We start from the raw sequence: 15,509 nt of genomic DNA, 5'->3' as shown, positions 1-15,509 counted from the left end.
TCCCCGGTCATAAAACATGTTGATGCCATCAGCACACAGAAGTGTGTTATTCGACATTAAACGACCTCACACAGCGTAATCGATAGTTCCTGGAAGCAATGGCCCTTGCCATTGCTGAACGCGCTCGCATGGTGATTATTGGTTTTTCTGTGAATTCAATCACCGCTTAGTTACGAGTTTGTTCCGGGCAGTTCTGCTGGCTGTTTACTTGATTCTCTATTTGATGAGTAATAAAACATGAAAAAAATTCTAGTGTCCCTGGCTGCACTGAGCCTGTCCGTTACTGCTTACACTGCAGTGGCTGCAAGTGGCAATGTTGCCTTTACCGGTGAAATCGTACAGTCCACCTGTAAAGTTTCAGATCGCGACCAAAACAAGCAAGTTTACCTGGGCAAGTACCCGACTACAGCATTCCCGACTTCAGGCTCCACCAGCGGTGCCAAAGCGTTCGATATCAATCTGGAAAAGTGTGAAGCCGGTGATTACACCTTGCGCTTTGATGGCAACACCCCTGCCGGTCATCCTGAGTTGCTGGCCGTTACCGGCGGTGCAGCCGGTGTAGGTATTGAAGTCCTGGACCACAATGGCGCCACGCTGCCAATCAGCCAGGATGTTACCAGCCCGGCGCTGGTCACTGTTGCCGCTGACGGCGCCAACCCGGGTTCTGCCACATTCAACCTGCGCGCCCGCTACAAGTCCTACCAGGACGTGGTGACTGCCGGTCAGGCGAACTCGACCGCTACCTTCTCTATCGAATACAAGTAATTAAACCCGCTGGAGCATTACTGGCCAAGGACGGCCTATTTCCGAGCGCTGAAACCTTTATGAAAAAAGTACTCTTGTGTGCTTTGCTCGCCTGTTCCGCGAACACGTTTGCTGGCATTCAGGTGGACGCAACGCGGGTTATTTATAACAGTGAAAATCAATCGACATCTCTCTCTATCCATAATGACAGCGACGCGACCTATATGGTTCAAAGCTGGCTGGATACGGGGGATGCGAGTCGCGTACCGCAGAATATACCGATCATTGTGACACCCCCTATTTTAAAGCTGGCCCCGGATAAAGACGCCATTTTGCGCTTTATTTATTCAGGCGAAGGATTACCGCAGGATCGCGAATCGTTGTTCTGGATCAACGTACAGGAAATTCCGCCGGCGCCGAAACAGGAGAACGTGCTGCAAGTTGCGATTCGCACCCGGATTAAATTGTTTTATCGCCCTGAGGTGTTAAAAACCAACTTGCAGGCTGAGGCACAAGCCTTGAAGTGGCAGCATCAAGGGCAGAAGTTAATCGTGACTAATAACGGCCCCCTGCACGTGACCCTGGGTGTATTGACGCTTAACCAGGGTAACAAGACCTGGAAAGTCAATGCCGACATGGTGAAACCTTACGACAGTTTGAATATAACACTGCCACCCGATGCTCAGTCCGCCAATGGCCTGTCGTTTACCTATATCAATAATTATGGTGGCCATACCGAGATTAAAAATGTCTCGTTAAATTGAGTCAGGTTATTCAGGGGATACACAAAGTGGTACACAACAAAACAGCAACGTCCACGCTGGCACGCAACACCAATATGGGTCACAGCGCAGGTTATTTTTTTATTGTGCCATTTTTGCTTTCTCCTGTTGCCATGGCCACCGAACAGTTCAATACCTCCTTTATCCGTGGCAACGACTCTATCGCCCAGGTCAGCGCTTTATCCGGCAGCGATGACATCCTTCCCGGGCACTATCCGTTCGATATTTATTTGAATGGCCAGCGTGTTGACCATCGCGATGTCGAATTCAGGAAAGCGGCCCCGGACCAGCCCATAGTGCCGTGCCTGTCAGCACATGACTACCAGGGCTATGGCATCAAACTCAGCGACCGCCAAGTGCAGGATGCCAGCGATTGCTTTGCCTTGAACCAGCAAGTTCCGGGCACAAAGCTGAACTATGACGCGGCACTGCAGCACTTGGATATCGATGTGCCGCAGCTGTATCTGGCGCCACGGGCACAAGGCTCCATTTCACCCAAGGTGTATGACCGTGGCATCAATGCCGGTTTTGTTAACTACAACTTCAACGGCAGCCACAACCGTTATGGCAATAATCAGGCAGACAAAACCTCTGACTACTCGTTCCTGAGCCTCAACAGCGGGGTCAATCTCGGCAACTGGCGTTTGCGCAACAACTCGACGCTCAGCCAGCAATCGGGTGCGGGCTCCAGTTTCGATAACATTTCGACCTGGGCACAAACGGATATTGTGTCCTTGCGCAGCCGCCTGGTGATCGGTCAGACCAACACCGACAATAACGTTTTTGACAGTGTTCAATTCCGTGGCGTGCAGCTGTCCAGCGCCAATGACATGTTGCCCGAAAGCCTGCGCGGATATGCCCCGGTGGTACATGGCGTAGCGCTGACCAGTGCCCGGGTTGAAGTCCGGCAGAACGGTTACACCATCTACAGCACCAATGTGCCTCCGGGGCCCTTTGCCCTGACCGATATTTACCCGAGCACCTTGAGCGGCAATCTGGACGTCACGGTCATTGAAGCCAATGGCTCCAGAAGCAGTTTCAGCCTGCCCTTTTCTTCAGTACCCAATATGTTGCGGGAGGGGATCTGGGACTATCAGCTGACAGCGGGCAAGTATCACGATGGCACCACCCGCTATAAGCCCAACTTTGTACAAGGCACCTTGTCCGCCGGGATGGCGTACGACATCACGCCCTACGGCGGCCTGATGATGGCGCAGAACTATCGCTCGGCCGTCGCCGGCCTGGGTAAAAACCTGGGTAACTGGGGCGCCGTGTCGGTCGACGCGTCTTTTTCCGATACCGACCTGGCCAGTGGTGACAGCAAGCAGGGGCAGAGCGTGCGCTTCCTGTACTCCAAGTCGCTGAACAACCTGGGCACTGAGTTTCGCATTGCCGGCTACCGTTACTCAACCTCGGGTTATTACGATTTCACTGATGCCGTTGCCGAACGCGACCGTTATGAAAACGGGGCTTACCGCAACGAGTACTACGACGAAAACGACAATGACAACCTGGGGGTTCCGGGTTGGGCCGAGTCCCGTCGCCGCACCTATTACACCGATACCTTCGGCAATAAACGCCAGCGTGTGGAACTGTCGGTCAATCAGCGCCTTGGGGGCAGTTCGACCCTGTATGCCAACCTGAGCAACCAGTCTTACTGGGGCGGTAGCGGTGAGGATCGAACCCTGCAAGCGGGCTTTAACAGCAGCTACAAAAACACCAGCTATGGGGTTTTTTATCAGGACAGCCGCAGTAACTATGGCTACAAGGACCGCAGCCTCAACCTGACCGTCTCGATTCCGTTCAGCTTTTTGCGCAAGGAATCGTCCGACATGAATGCCAGTTTCAGTGTCGGTCACAGCAAGCAGTCGGGTAACACCTACAGCACTGGCCTGAGTGGTTCTGCACTGGACGACAACCGGCTCAATTACGTGGTGCAGACCGGACACGACGAATACTCCGGGCAGACGTCCTCGGCCAACATCGGCTATCAGGGGAGCAAGGGCCTGATCAACGCGGGTTACAGCTACAGCAACGAATATCAGCAAACTTCGCTGGGTGTGTCCGGCGGCATCGTTGCCCACCCGGGAGGGATCACGCTGACCCAACCGCTGCAGAACACCTTCGTGTTGATTGAAGCCGAAGATGCCAAGGGCGTGCGTCTGGAAAACCAGCCCGGCGTGGCGATCGACGGCTCCGGGTATGCGGTCATGACCTCTGCCACCCCGTATCGCCACAACCGGGTTGCGCTGCGCACCGAAGACATTGGCAGTGGCCTGGATATTCCCCTGGCCTCCAAAGATGTAGTGCCCACACGTGGCGCCATTTCCCATGTGAAGTTTGAAACCCATACCGGCCAAAGCCTGCTGGTACACAGCAAGATCAATGACGCTGACTCCCCGCCCCTGGGCGCCAGTATTTTCAGCGCGTCAGGCAAGAACAGCGGCACCGTGGGCACCAACGGAGATATTTACATCTCGGGTGCCTCTGCAGGTGACCGGTTGATGGTCAAGTGGGGAGAAGACCCAAGCGAAAGTTGCTCGTTACAGGTGCCTGAGTTGAAACCCATGGGCGAAAAGGCCACGGGCTATCAAGAACTTTCGCTGGTCTGCGTAACACCATAAAAGGAAAGTCCATGTTTTTCTTGTTGAAACATAACCGTCCGGGGCTCGCTGCCGGATTGATGATCATGTTGGGACTGTTCTCGCAGAGCAGCCATGCCTTGTCATGTAAAGAAAACGGCAATATTCGCCAGGATATTGTGCTGGCCCAGTTAATCAGGGTCTCGACTGCCAATACAGCAGCGGGCGCCTTGTTGTGGCGTTCCCCGACATTCACTTCAACTTTCCAGTGTACGGATGACCGAAACAAACCCGCCGGGGAAAATGCCTATCTGTATTGGGACCCTAAAATGAATTTGAAGAATATTCATAATTCAATTGAAGTCGGGGTCAACTACAACAGCATCGATTACAAATTGGTCAATTCCGCGAGACAGGATGTCGGCCCCGGAACCCGCTGCCGCAAACAGGGCAGCCGATGTTTATCCCCGGCACAGTCGCTCAGTATAACCGTGTCGTATTCAATCTATATCAAGGCCACGGGAGCACCGCCGCCTGCGGGCGGCAAGATCACCAACACCGGTGCTTATTCCTTGTTTCAGGTCGACGGTGTCGGCGGGCTTAATAATGTCGCCGACAGTAACTTCAACGCTTATATTTCCGGGCTGGGCAATATCCGTTTCATCTCCTGCAATCCGAAAATAACGGTCAGTGCCAATAATGGCTCGGCGGTAAACTTTGGCAGCATCCCGCGGCAGAATGCGCGGGTCGGCTTTATAGAGAAACAGGTGCCCTTTTCCGTGACTGCCGACACCTCGGGCCCTGAGAGTGGCCAGGACTGCCAGGGCCAGGTATTGAACGCCAGTTTCAGCTCGACTTACCCCGTGCAGGACACCACGACCATTCTGCCGACCACCGACAGCGGCTTCGGGATTTTACTGTCACAACAAGACACGCCGATGACCTTCATCCCGATGAATACCCCCGTGGAAATGGGACTGGTGAATGGCTCCAGCGTCAGGAAAAACTTTCTGGCGAGCTTGAAGTGGCTCAATACCAATCCGAAAGTCGGCCCCTTTCGAGCCTCTGCGAATATTGATGTCACCTTTAAATAAGCCATTGAACCCTGCGCCTCAGACAGGTAACTACAGTGACTCGACCCGTTCAAGAAAAATGGATAGGTTTGGATTAACTATTTGGCTTAAGTTATAGTAGCCAAGTCTAAAACCGGACAAGCGTTATAAAAATAGAACTAAAATCAGCCCCCTTGCACGGGCATGGGCGACACCGACAACACTGATTTAACTATATTTTAAACCGACCATTAAACTCGATAGTTTAAGGGTTGGTGACGGCTGCTTATCGGCTTTAGCAACGGACTTTTCTAACCCGCGACGCCAATAAAAACAATGTTACCTTAGGAATATACCCCACACTCAAGGAGGAAGAAGCACCATGAATACCAGCCCTGCATTTAACGTTGAACCTGCTGACAAACTCGAATTGAGTATTCCGCAGAATCTCTATGAATCGCTGGCTTTTCTGGCCGCCCGCCATGACCGCAGTATCAACGGCGAAATCAAACAAGCTTGGGTGCAATGGACCGACCAGTTGTCTGACCTCAAGGTGATACTGGCACTTTTAACATCCCGTTATGGCAATGAACATAAAGCCGAGGTCACTCGTATTGATCTGCGCACCCCGCCCGACAACATTAAACATCTGCCCTGCAAGTTTAAAAAAGGACAAGTCCATCAAATAAATGAACAAGCCAATATTTTAAGGGTGTCCATGAACTCAGTCATTCTGAAGGCATTGGCATGGTGGGTTAATACCTGGAGACAGGTCGATCGTCTGAATGCTGGCGCAGGGTCCGGTTCCCAACCCTATCCGTGCTGGTAACGAGGAACGCTCACAACCAGCATGGGGGACTCAAGTAACCACCGGGCAAACCCTGGAAATACCTGCTTACTCCGCCTCCAGCGCCACCAGCCAGCGCGCTTCGGAGCGCAGCAGATGCTGGCGCATGGCTGTCTGGGCAGCGATCACGTCTTTGCATTCCAGTGCCCGCAGGATCGCCTGGTGTTCGATCACCGCGGCGTCCCAGGTGCCTGGGTTTTCCAGATGCTCGCTGAGGTGCGATGAGATCGGGCTGTGGCGCTCATCGAACAGCGAGGTGATGATCCGCACCAGCGCCGAGTTGCCGGTCATTTTTGCCAGCCGATGGTGAAACTTGCGGTCGTCAGCCAGGGGCGGACGATTGGCTTCGATGCTCGCGCGCATGGCATCGATGCAGTCCTGCAGGTAGCGATAATCGCTTTTTTTCCCGTGCAGGCACGCCAGCACCACGGCTTCGCCTTCGATCAGCGCCCGGGCCTGCATCAACTCGTTGGGGCTCTCGCCGAGGGTTACGGTGCGTGTGCCACCCTCTTGCAGGCGCGCAGCCACATAGACCCCGGAACCCATCCTGATTTCGATACTGCCTTCGATTTCCAGGGCAATCAGCGCCTCGCGCAGCGACGGCCGCGACACCCCCAGCAACTGGGTCAGATCGCGCTCGGGAGGCAAGCGCGAGCCGACCTTGAAGTCGCCCTGGACGATGTATTCACGCAGCCGGTCGGCGATTTTCTGATAGAGCTTGCGCTCTGAAGGAGGATACGAGGAGACCATCGAGGCAGAGTCCGGGAAATGATGCCAAAGGCTATCACACAGCCCGCTGCGGGCAGCAGAAACCTCGCCGCCAGCCTGACAGTCATTTCCCGGCATTGGGTACAGAGCCTATTGCTGGTCTTGCCACTGCGGACCATTGGGGTATTCAAAGTGCTCCAGCGAGGACTCCTTCATGGTCACGCTGTACCCCGGCTGTTGTGGCGGCATGTAGCGCCCGCGGCGGATCACGATCGGCTCGAGAAAGTTTTCGTGCAGGTGGTCGACATACTCCAGTACCCGTTTTTCCAGGGACGCCGACACCGCTATGTAATCGAACAGCACAATGTTCTGCGAGTACTGGCACAGGCCGACGCCGCCGCCATGGGGGCATACCGGCACGCCGAATTTGGCCGCCATCAGCACCACCGCCAGCACTTCGTTCAGGCCCCCCAGACGCGCCGGATCGAGCTGGCAAAAATCCATGGCAGCGGCCTGGAAGAACTGCTTGAACATCACCCGGTTGTGCGCGTGCTCGCCGGTGGCGACACCGATCGGATGGATACGCTGGCGAATCGCTGCGTGGCCAAGCACATCGTCCGGGCTGGTGGGTTCTTCAATCCACCAGGGATCGAATTCGGCCAGCCGCCGCATGTTGGTCACCGCCTGATCCACGTCCCACGTCTGGTTGGCGTCCATCATCAACTTGCGATCCCAGCCCAGCTCTTCACGCAGGATTTGCGCGCGGCGAATGTCCTGCTCGATATCGGCCCCGACCTTTTGCTTGAGATGCGTCCAGCCGGCCTCGACCGCTTCACGGGCCAGGCGGCGCATTTTCTCTTCGGAGTAACCAAGCCAGCCGGCGGCGGTGGTGTAACCGGGGTAGCCCTCATCCAGCATTTGCTGTTCGCGCGCGGCCTTGCCCGGCGCCGCCCGACGCAACATTGCGATGGCTTCCTGGGGCGTCAGCGCGTCGGTAATAAAGGTGAAGTCGACACAGCGCACCAGCTCTTCGGGACTCATGTCCACCAGCAGTTTCCAGACCGGCTTGCCCTCCTTCTTCGCCCACAGGTCCCACAGCGCGTTGATGATGGCCGCGGTCGCCAGATGCACCACGCCCTTTTCCGGGCCGACCCAGCGCAGCTGGCAGTCACCGGCAACGATTTCATGCCAGTAGGCGCCAAAGTTGTCGGTGATGCTTTCCAGGGTGCGGCCGGTGACAAACAATTTGGCCAGGGCCTTGACCGCTTCGACGCACAAATCGTTGCCGCGACCGATGGTGAAGGTCAGGCCGTGGCCTTGCAGGCCATCGTCCGAATCCGTGTGCAAGGTGACATAGGTCGCGGAGTAGTCGGACGTCGAGTTCATCGCATCCGAGCCGTCCATGCTCTTGGAGGTGGGGAAGCGAATGTCACGTACAGCGACCTGGGTAATGAGGGTAGACATGGGGTTATCCTGAAATTGAAGCCGGCTGCGCCGTTGCCGCTGGCAGCAGGCTTATTCATGTTATTTTCGTGCCGCGGGCGCAGTCTGTCCTGCGCTGCCAGTACGCGAAATTGAATGTTTCGACTACACCGATCACCTCAGGTAATAGCCCCATGATCAACTCCCTCGAGCAGTTGCGCAGCCGCCTGCGAATGCGCCATTTGCAGTTGCTGTTTGTGGTGTCTGAACAAGGCTCATTGCGCAAGACCGCGCAAATCATGGCGCTGACCCAGCCAGCGGTGACCAAGGCACTGCACGAACTCGAGAACCTGGTGGGCGAGGCATTGTTTACCCGCACCCATCAGGGCTTGCTGCCAAACAAGCTGGGGGAGGCGGCGATTCGTTATGCTCAACTGGTGTTCGCCGATCTCAGCGGCCTGCACGAAGAAATGAGCGCACTGCAATCGGGCAACCTCGGAACCCTGCGCCTGGGCGCCATGGGCTCGCTGGCGGGCGACCTGCTGCCAAGGGCCCTGGCGCAATTGACCCGACGTCACCCCAAGCTGAACATCACAGTGGTGATCGATACCAGCGACGTACTGCTGCAGGCCCTGAGTCTCGACCAGCTGGACCTGGTCGTGGCCCGTGTCGCCCAGGGCCGGCCCACCGACGAACTGAATTTCGAGGAGTTCGATGAGGAGCTGATTCAGATCGTCGCGCGCACCGGCCATCCGTTGCAGCACAGCACCGGGCTGAACCTGGAGACACTCGCCCGCTATCCCTGGATCGTGCAATCGCAGCCGGCACCGCTGCGGGAAATCTACCAGCAGATTTTCCGCCAGGCCCAGTTGCAGGCACCCGCCAGCCAGCTCGAAACAGCCTCGACGATGCTGACCGTGGCGCTGCTCCAGCAGACCGACATGATTACCTTGATGCCGCTGTCGCTGGTCGAGTACTACAGCAAGCTGGGGGTGCTGGCAGCGCTGCCGGTCGCGGTTTCGGCGCGCCTGATGCCATTCGGCCTGATCAGCCGCAAGGGCCGGATACCCACTGCGGCCATGGAGGTGGTCAAGGCCGAACTGCGGGTGCAGGCCGGCCTTGAAGGTCAAGGCGTGATTACGAGCGACTAGACGTCAGATCCGCCGGCGCCGGGTAAGTCGCTACCCGGGACGGTGTGCGCTTCAACAACATCAGCAACAACACGCTGACAAAACACAGCGCCGCCACCACCTGGAAGCCGGTGCTGCTGGTCCCCGTCACGCTATCGGCATAGGCCTTGATCTGCGGCGAAACAAAGCCGCCCAGATTGCCGATGGAAATGATAAAGGCGATGCCGGTGGCCGCACTGGTGCCGCCCAGATGGCGGGTCGGCAGACTCCAGAACACCGGCTGGCTGGCCACCAGCCCGGGAATGGCGATACAGAACGCCAGCAGGGTCAGCACCGGCGTATTGATCACCGAAATCGACGCGAAGGCCAGCGTGCCTACGGCAAGCATGCAGGTGGCAACCAGCCGGTGGTTGTTGTGCTTGTCGGCGTACACCGTGGCAATGCGCATGGCGACAATGGTGCACAGCCAGGGAATCATCAGTAGCAGCCCGACCGAGGTGTTGACGTGACCGTCCAGGGTCGAAGCCAGTTTGGCCGGCAGGTAGAACGCCAGGGGGGCGTTGCCGATCTGCACGCAGAAGTAGATGGCGATAAACATCAGCACGCGCTTGTCTTTGAGTACACCAAAAATCGAGCTGTGGCTGCTGCAGCCTTTCTCCTTTTCCTCGGCTTCGATGACGGTGTTCATGGCGTGCTTCTCTTCGGCGCTGAGCCATTTGGCATCGCCGGGGCGGCTCGCCAGATAGAAGAACGCAATCACCCCGACCACCGAGGCGGCCAGGCCTTCAACCACGAACATCCACTGCCAGTTGGCCAGACCGAACGGGTTGTGGGTATCGAGGATAAAGCCCGATAGCGGACTGCCGATCAACATCGCTACCGGCACCCCGAAGTAGAACAGGCCAATGGCCCGCGAGCGTTGTTTGGCCGGGAACCAGTAGGTCAGGTACAGGATGATCCCGGGCATGAACCCGGCTTCAGAAACCCCCAGCAAAAAGCGGATCACGTAGAACGAAGTTTCGCTGTTGGCGAACATCATCGACGCCGAGACCAGCCCCCAGGTGACCATGATTCGCGCCATCCACACTCGCGCGCCAACGCGCTGCAGGATCAGGTTGCTGGGCACTTCAAACAGCGCATAGCCGATAAAAAAGATCCCCGCCCCCAGGGCAAAGGCCGCGTCGCCGATACCGGTGTCGGCCTGATAGGCAATCTTGGCAAAGCCGACGTTGGCCCGGTCGATAAATGCCAGTGCGTACATCAGTGCGAGAAACGGCAAGAGCCGGATAGCGGCTTTCTTTACACCACTCGCCAGCGCGGGCGAGTCATACAGGTCTTGATAACTCATGGAGCGTACCTCTTCTTATTGTTGGAGTAGGTGTTATCCAGGATGCCTGCAGGCATCTTTACTGCGGGTGTCAGAACTGTTCTGCAAACCTCTCGAGTTCAGCGCGAGTGGGTAAACCATCGCTGTCACCCGGGAAGCCCAGCACCCGGGCGCCGATCAGATTGCCCCGGGCCACAGCCCCGGCGACGCCGAGACCTTCGAGCAAGGCGCTGATCACGCCCACGGCGAAACCGTCACCCGCGCCCACGGTGTCCACCACCCGGGTCACCGGGTACCCGGGGCAGTAGCCGCTCTCATTGGCGGTTGCGTAATAGGCACCTTCGGCACCCAGCTTGAGCACCACCAGCGAGCAGCCCTTGGCCAGGTAGAAGCCGGCGATATCGGCCGGGTGTTCAAGGCCGCTCAGCAGCCGGCCCTCCGCCAGGCCGGGGAAGACCCAGTCAGCCAGACCGGCCAGATCGTTCAGGCACGCCACCATGCTGGCTTGGGATTGCCATAACCGCGGGCGCAAATTCGGATCGAACGACACACTGCGGCCCGCCGCGCGCATATCGCCGGCCATATGAAAAATCAGTTCGCGCACGCTGTCGCTCAGCGCCGGGCTGATACCGGTGATGTGCAGATGCCTGGCGCCACGGCAGTAATCGCCGGGGTAATCGGCCAGGCTCAGATGACTGGCCGCCGAGCCTTTGCGGTGATATTCGATGTCGGGGTCACCGCCGTCCGAACGGCGTGACTTGAACATCAGGCCGGTGGGATGCGCGGGGTCCAGCACTGTGTAGCGGTGATCAATGCCGTCGCGGGCCATGACATCACCCAGCCAGTGGCCAAGGGTGTCATTGCCAAGACGGCTGATATAACCGACACCAAAACCCAGACGTGCCAGGCCGGTGGCCACATTCAACTCGGCGCCGGCAGCGCCGCGCACATAATCTTTGGCCTCGCGCAGGCTGCCGTCATCCCGGGCGCTGAACAGACCCATGGCTTCGCCGCAGGTAACGACTGCAATCGATTCGGTGAGTTGGCCCATGTCACATCACCGCGCCGATTTGCCAGGGCAGAAACTCGTTGTCGCCCAGCCCGTTTTCTTCACTGCAGGTTTTGCGACCAGAGGCCGTTGCCAGCATCAGCTCGAACAGACGCGCCCCCGCCTCGGCCACCGACTCTTCAGCGTCGACAATCGCCCCGGCATTGAAATCCATGTCCAGCGACATGCGTTGAAACAGCCGGGTATTGGTGGCGATTTTCAGCGACGGTGTCGGCTTGCAGCCGTAAGTCGAGCCGCGTCCGGTGGTAAAGCAAATCAGGTTCGCCCCGCCCGCCACCTGACCGGTGGCCGACACCGGGTCGTAGCCCGGGGTGTCCATGAACACCAGGCCGTTTTGTTCAATCGCCTCGCCGTACTGATACACCGCCATCAGCCCCGTCGCGCCGGCCTTGGCCACCGCCCCCAGAGACTTTTCGAGAATGGTGGTAATGCCCCCGGCCTTGTTGCCCGGGGACGGATTGTTGTTCATGTCGCCGTCATGCTGACGTACATAGTCTTCCCACCAATGAATGCGGCTCATCAACTTGTCGGCAACCTGCGCAGATGCAGCACGGGCGGTCAGCAGGTGCTCGGCGCCATAAATTTCCGGGGTTTCCGAGAGGATCGCGGTGCCGCCATGGCCCACCACCAGGTCGACCGCCGCACCCAGCGCCGGGTTGGCGCTGATCCCCGAATATCCGTCTGAGCCACCGCATTGCAGACCCACGGTGAGGTGTCTGGCCGACACGCTGCTGCGCTGCTGGCGGTTGACTCCGTCGAGCATCGCCTCTACCAGCGCTATCCCGCGCTGCACCGTTTCCCGGGTGCCACCGGCGTCCTGGATCACCAGGCTGGCCTTGAGCAACGCCGGGCGATCGGCCAGTTGCTGCATGAGCGGGGCCAGTTGATTGACTTCACAGCCCAGGCCGATCACCAGCACCCCGGCAAAATTGACGTGGTCGGCATAGCCGCGCAGGGTGCGCTGGAGGATCTCGATGCCCTCGCCCTTGGCGCCCATGCCGCAACCGCTGCCATGGGTGATGGCGACCACGCCGTCAACATTGGGGTAATCGCGCAGACGCCCGGCGTCGAATGTCGCAGCGATCTGTTTACACACCGTGGCCGAGCAATTGACGCTGGAAATCACCCCGATGTAGTTGCGCGTGCCGACCCGGCCATCTGCACGTACATAGCCGGCAAACCGGGCCTCGTCGGCGTGATAAACCGTGGGTTGATAGACATTGGCCAGCGCCTGGGTGGAACTGGCCGCAGGCATCTGCAGGTTGTGCACATGGACGTAGTCGCCAGGTCGCAAGGCAGCGCTGGCCTGGCCGATGATTTGCCCGTACTTGCGCACCGGCTGCCCCTGGGCTACACCGCGCAGGGCGATTTTATGCCCCGAGGCAATATCGGCCAGCGCCGTCACGCCCAGGCCGTCGGCGAACAGTTCCTGGCCCTTGGCGATGTCGCCGCGGGCAACGGCGACGTCATCTCCCGGGGTCAGTACAAGTAAGGATGAGCTTGCAAGGTTCATGGTGGATCCTCAACGGTTCTGGTGCGCCGCTCAGTGCTGGCTGAGCAGGACGGCCCGTAATATCGGTTGCTCAAGGCCTGGCGCAACCTGCTCAGCGAGCTCGATCAGGGGCAGAAGGCGGCGCTGTTTCTTGTCTTTATGGTTAGCGGCGATGTCAGCCAGACGATGTTGCAAGAACGGGTTGGCGAAGCGCTCGCGCACGCTGTCGACATAGCGCCGCGCGGCATCCAGCTGACCGAGGGCGGCGAATACCGGGAGCACTTCGCTGGCCCACAGTGCTTCCAGATCGGCGCGCAGTGCCGGGCTATGCATGGCCTGGTACACAGTCTCGTGCTCGGGGCGCCCGTCACTGAGCCAGCGCTCGGCCAGATAGCTGTGGCCCAGATTCAGGGTGAACAGTTTTAGCCGCTCGTAATGATCGAGGTCATCGGTCAGCACAATGGCTTCGTGGCTGCAGGGCAGCGTCAGCCCCTCCTGACGCTCGATCGCCCACAGCGCATAGGGTTCAGCCACCGCGCCCACCGGCTCAAGGGCCTGGGAAACGATGCGGTCCACCAGCGAGTTGGCCCAGCGGCAGTTCTGCGTCAGGTAGCTCTCGAATGCGTCGCCCAGTGCCCAGCTGCGGGCCAGGCCCACCAGCAGATCACGCAACACATCGCCATTGCGCGCCACCAGTTCACAGGGGAACAGCGACAGCGTGGAGTGCGGGTTGTGCTGCCAGCGATCGTGGAGCAAAACCAGAAGTTTGGCCGGGAAGCTGATCGGCGCCGGGGCCTGGGCGCCGAGCAGCACGGGAGTGTCCCGCGGGTCCAGCAGATAACCGCGGTCACCGGTATTGGAAATCACCACCCGGACCTGTTCGACAAAGCCCTGGCGCAGCGCCGGCCACTGCTGGGCGGCATGCACTGCGCGGCTGATCGCCGAAGCCTGGAGGTTTTGTTCGACTACCTGACCCTGGTCGATGCCCTGGATCAGCACCCGGTACGGCTTGCCGCTGGCCAGAGCCGCGGTGCGGGCAGTGCTGGCCGGGCTGTCGGTGGTCTGCACCACGGCAATACGGCCCAGGGCCGCGCCACGCTCCAGCGCCTGGGACACGAAAAGATCGACATGGGCCTGGAGAAAGCGGCTGGTGCCAAACTGCAGGATCGGCGGGAATTGGTTATCGCTCATCGCCTAGCACTCGATAATGGCTTTGACCACGCCTTGCTGCGGGTCCAGCAAAGTGGGGAACAGATTGACCACCTCGCTGAGTGCAATGCGATGGGTGTTCAGGGCCCGGTCGGGAATCAAGCCGTCGCGCAGGCATTGCTCGACATAGCGGAAGTCTTCGCCGGTGGCATTGCGGCTGCCCATCAGGGTGGCTTCGCGCTTGTGGAACTCGGGGTCGGAAAAGGTGATCGAGTCACGCACCACCGAGATCATCACGTAGGTGCCGCCGTGGGCGATAAATTCGAAGCCGCGCTCCATGGCCCGGGCGTTACCGGTGGCGTCGAATACCACGTCATAAAAATCGCCTTCGGTGAGGTCGGCCAGAGCGTCCTTGTCGCCCTCACCGATTTTCACCGCGGCGTGAATGCCCAGGTGCTGGCGGCAAAAATCCAGACGATCGTCGCGGGTGTCGAGCACCGTGACTCTGGCCCCGCGCAACCCGGCAAAAATCGCCGCCGCCATGCCAATGGGCCCGGTGCCGACCACCAGCACCCGCTGCCCGGCCTGCAGGTTCGAGCGACGCACGGCATGGGCCCCGATGGACAGGAACTCGATCATTGCCGCCTGATCCAGCGACACCCCGTCAGCCTTGTGGATGAACTGATGGGCAACGCTCAGGTATTCGGTAAAGGCGCCGTCGCAGTGCACGCCCAGTACCTGGATCCGGGTGCAGCAGTTGGTCTTGCCTTTGCTGCAGGCGATGCAGGTGCCGCACGAGATATACGGCATCACGTAGACCACGTCGCCGGCCACCAGGCCACTGCCTTCATCGCTGGCTTCAACGATGCCGGAAAACTCATGGCCCATGACCCGCGGGTATTCAAGGAAGGGCTGATTGCCGGTGAAGATATGCAGGTCGGTGCCACACACCCCCACCCGCTTGACCCTGATCAGGGTTTCGCCGGGCTGGCGGGCGGGTATCGGGCTCTGGACAGCAGTGAGCGAGCGCGGCTCGTTACAAATCACAGTCAGCATTTTTATTCTCCGGCAATAGCACGCGGGCTACGGGGTATGGGCAAGGCGAGACAGGGGGCGGGGAACGGCAGCAACGGGAGATGGAGACAGGGCATGGGGATCTCCTCTTATTGTGTGCAGCGTGAGTGCCGCCTGGATGATCACGGCTC

13 protein-coding genes are annotated in these 15,509 nt (G+C 58.8%); 6 read left to right on the top strand and 7 right to left on the bottom strand.

Going from position 1 to position 15,509, the window contains the following annotated elements; translation table 11 throughout:
* Nucleotides 1-237 precede the first annotated feature (237 nt).
* From WG29040_RS10130 to WG29040_RS10110, 5 genes are all read left to right on the top strand, one after another.
* The gene (locus WG29040_RS10130) at nt 238-765 is read left to right on the top strand and encodes a fimbrial protein (RefSeq protein ID WP_003443401.1); all 528 of its coding nucleotides are present in this window, start codon (nt 238-240) and stop codon (nt 763-765) included.
* A gap of 59 nt (nt 766-824) precedes the next feature.
* Nucleotides 825-1,508 carry a molecular chaperone gene (locus tag WG29040_RS10125; protein ID WP_127196105.1) on the top strand — a complete coding sequence of 228 codons (684 nt, stop codon included), beginning with the start codon at nt 825-827 and terminating at the stop codon, nt 1,506-1,508.
* 104 nt (nt 1,509-1,612) lie between these two features.
* Nucleotides 1,613-4,150: a fimbria/pilus outer membrane usher protein gene (locus WG29040_RS10120; RefSeq protein WP_256681538.1), complete on the top strand. Its 2,538-nt coding sequence runs from the start codon at nt 1,613-1,615 to the stop codon at nt 4,148-4,150.
* Between the two features lie 11 nt (nt 4,151-4,161).
* Nucleotides 4,162-5,202, top strand: coding sequence for a fimbrial protein (locus WG29040_RS10115; RefSeq protein WP_127196103.1), 1,041 nt, complete (start codon nt 4,162-4,164; stop codon nt 5,200-5,202).
* Between the two features lie 340 nt (nt 5,203-5,542).
* Entirely contained in the window at nt 5,543-5,989 is a 447-nt protein-coding gene (locus WG29040_RS10110; RefSeq protein WP_003443405.1) for a hypothetical protein, read from the top strand.
* A 66-nt stretch (nt 5,990-6,055) separates the two neighbouring features.
* Here the strand turns inward: WG29040_RS10110 and WG29040_RS10105 are convergent, their stop codons facing one another.
* Entirely contained in the window at nt 6,056-6,757 is a 702-nt protein-coding gene (locus WG29040_RS10105) for a FadR/GntR family transcriptional regulator (protein WP_003443407.1), read from the bottom strand.
* A gap of 108 nt (nt 6,758-6,865) precedes the next feature.
* Entirely contained in the window at nt 6,866-8,179 is a 1,314-nt protein-coding gene (locus WG29040_RS10100) for an L-fuconate dehydratase (protein WP_127196102.1), read from the bottom strand.
* A 152-nt stretch (nt 8,180-8,331) separates the two neighbouring features.
* Here WG29040_RS10100 and WG29040_RS10095 point away from each other — a divergent pair, with 152 nt between their 5' ends.
* Nucleotides 8,332-9,288 carry a LysR family transcriptional regulator gene (locus WG29040_RS10095; RefSeq protein WP_003443411.1) on the top strand — a complete coding sequence of 319 codons (957 nt, stop codon included), beginning with the start codon at nt 8,332-8,334 and terminating at the stop codon, nt 9,286-9,288.
* On the opposite strand, the gene WG29040_RS10090 is transcribed toward WG29040_RS10095, so the two are convergent.
* The 5 genes from WG29040_RS10090 to WG29040_RS10070 all read right to left on the bottom strand — a co-directional run bounded on the left by WG29040_RS10090 (nt 9,275) and on the right by WG29040_RS10070 (nt 15,360).
* Nucleotides 9,275-10,615 (bottom strand): MFS transporter, encoded by a 1,341-nt coding sequence (locus WG29040_RS10090; protein ID WP_003443425.1) that lies wholly within the window; start codon nt 10,613-10,615, stop codon nt 9,275-9,277. The genes WG29040_RS10095 and WG29040_RS10090 overlap by 14 nt on opposite strands.
* A 70-nt stretch (nt 10,616-10,685) precedes the next feature.
* Nucleotides 10,686-11,645, bottom strand: a complete 960-nt coding sequence (locus tag WG29040_RS10085; RefSeq protein WP_003443426.1) for a sugar kinase — start codon at nt 11,643-11,645, stop codon at nt 10,686-10,688.
* Nucleotide 11,646: 1 nt separating this feature from the next.
* A complete protein-coding gene (locus tag WG29040_RS10080) occupies nt 11,647-13,176 on the bottom strand; it encodes a UxaA family hydrolase (RefSeq protein ID WP_127196101.1) in 1,530 nt (509 codons plus the stop codon).
* A 30-nt stretch (nt 13,177-13,206) separates the two neighbouring features.
* Complete coding sequence (locus WG29040_RS10075; RefSeq protein ID WP_127196100.1) at nt 13,207-14,346, bottom strand: mannitol dehydrogenase family protein; 1,140 nt, start codon at nt 14,344-14,346, stop codon at nt 13,207-13,209.
* A 3-nt stretch (nt 14,347-14,349) separates the two neighbouring features.
* Nucleotides 14,350-15,360 carry a zinc-binding alcohol dehydrogenase family protein gene (locus tag WG29040_RS10070; protein WP_127196099.1) on the bottom strand — a complete coding sequence of 337 codons (1,011 nt, stop codon included), beginning with the start codon at nt 15,358-15,360 and terminating at the stop codon, nt 14,350-14,352.
* Nucleotides 15,361-15,509 lie beyond the last annotated feature (149 nt).

It is taken from the genome of Pseudomonas sp. PAMC 29040, assembly GCF_003994535.1.
Classification (GTDB): domain Bacteria; phylum Pseudomonadota; class Gammaproteobacteria; order Pseudomonadales; family Pseudomonadaceae; genus Aquipseudomonas; species Aquipseudomonas paraversuta.
This window is presented reverse-complemented; position numbering and strand designations above follow the sequence as displayed.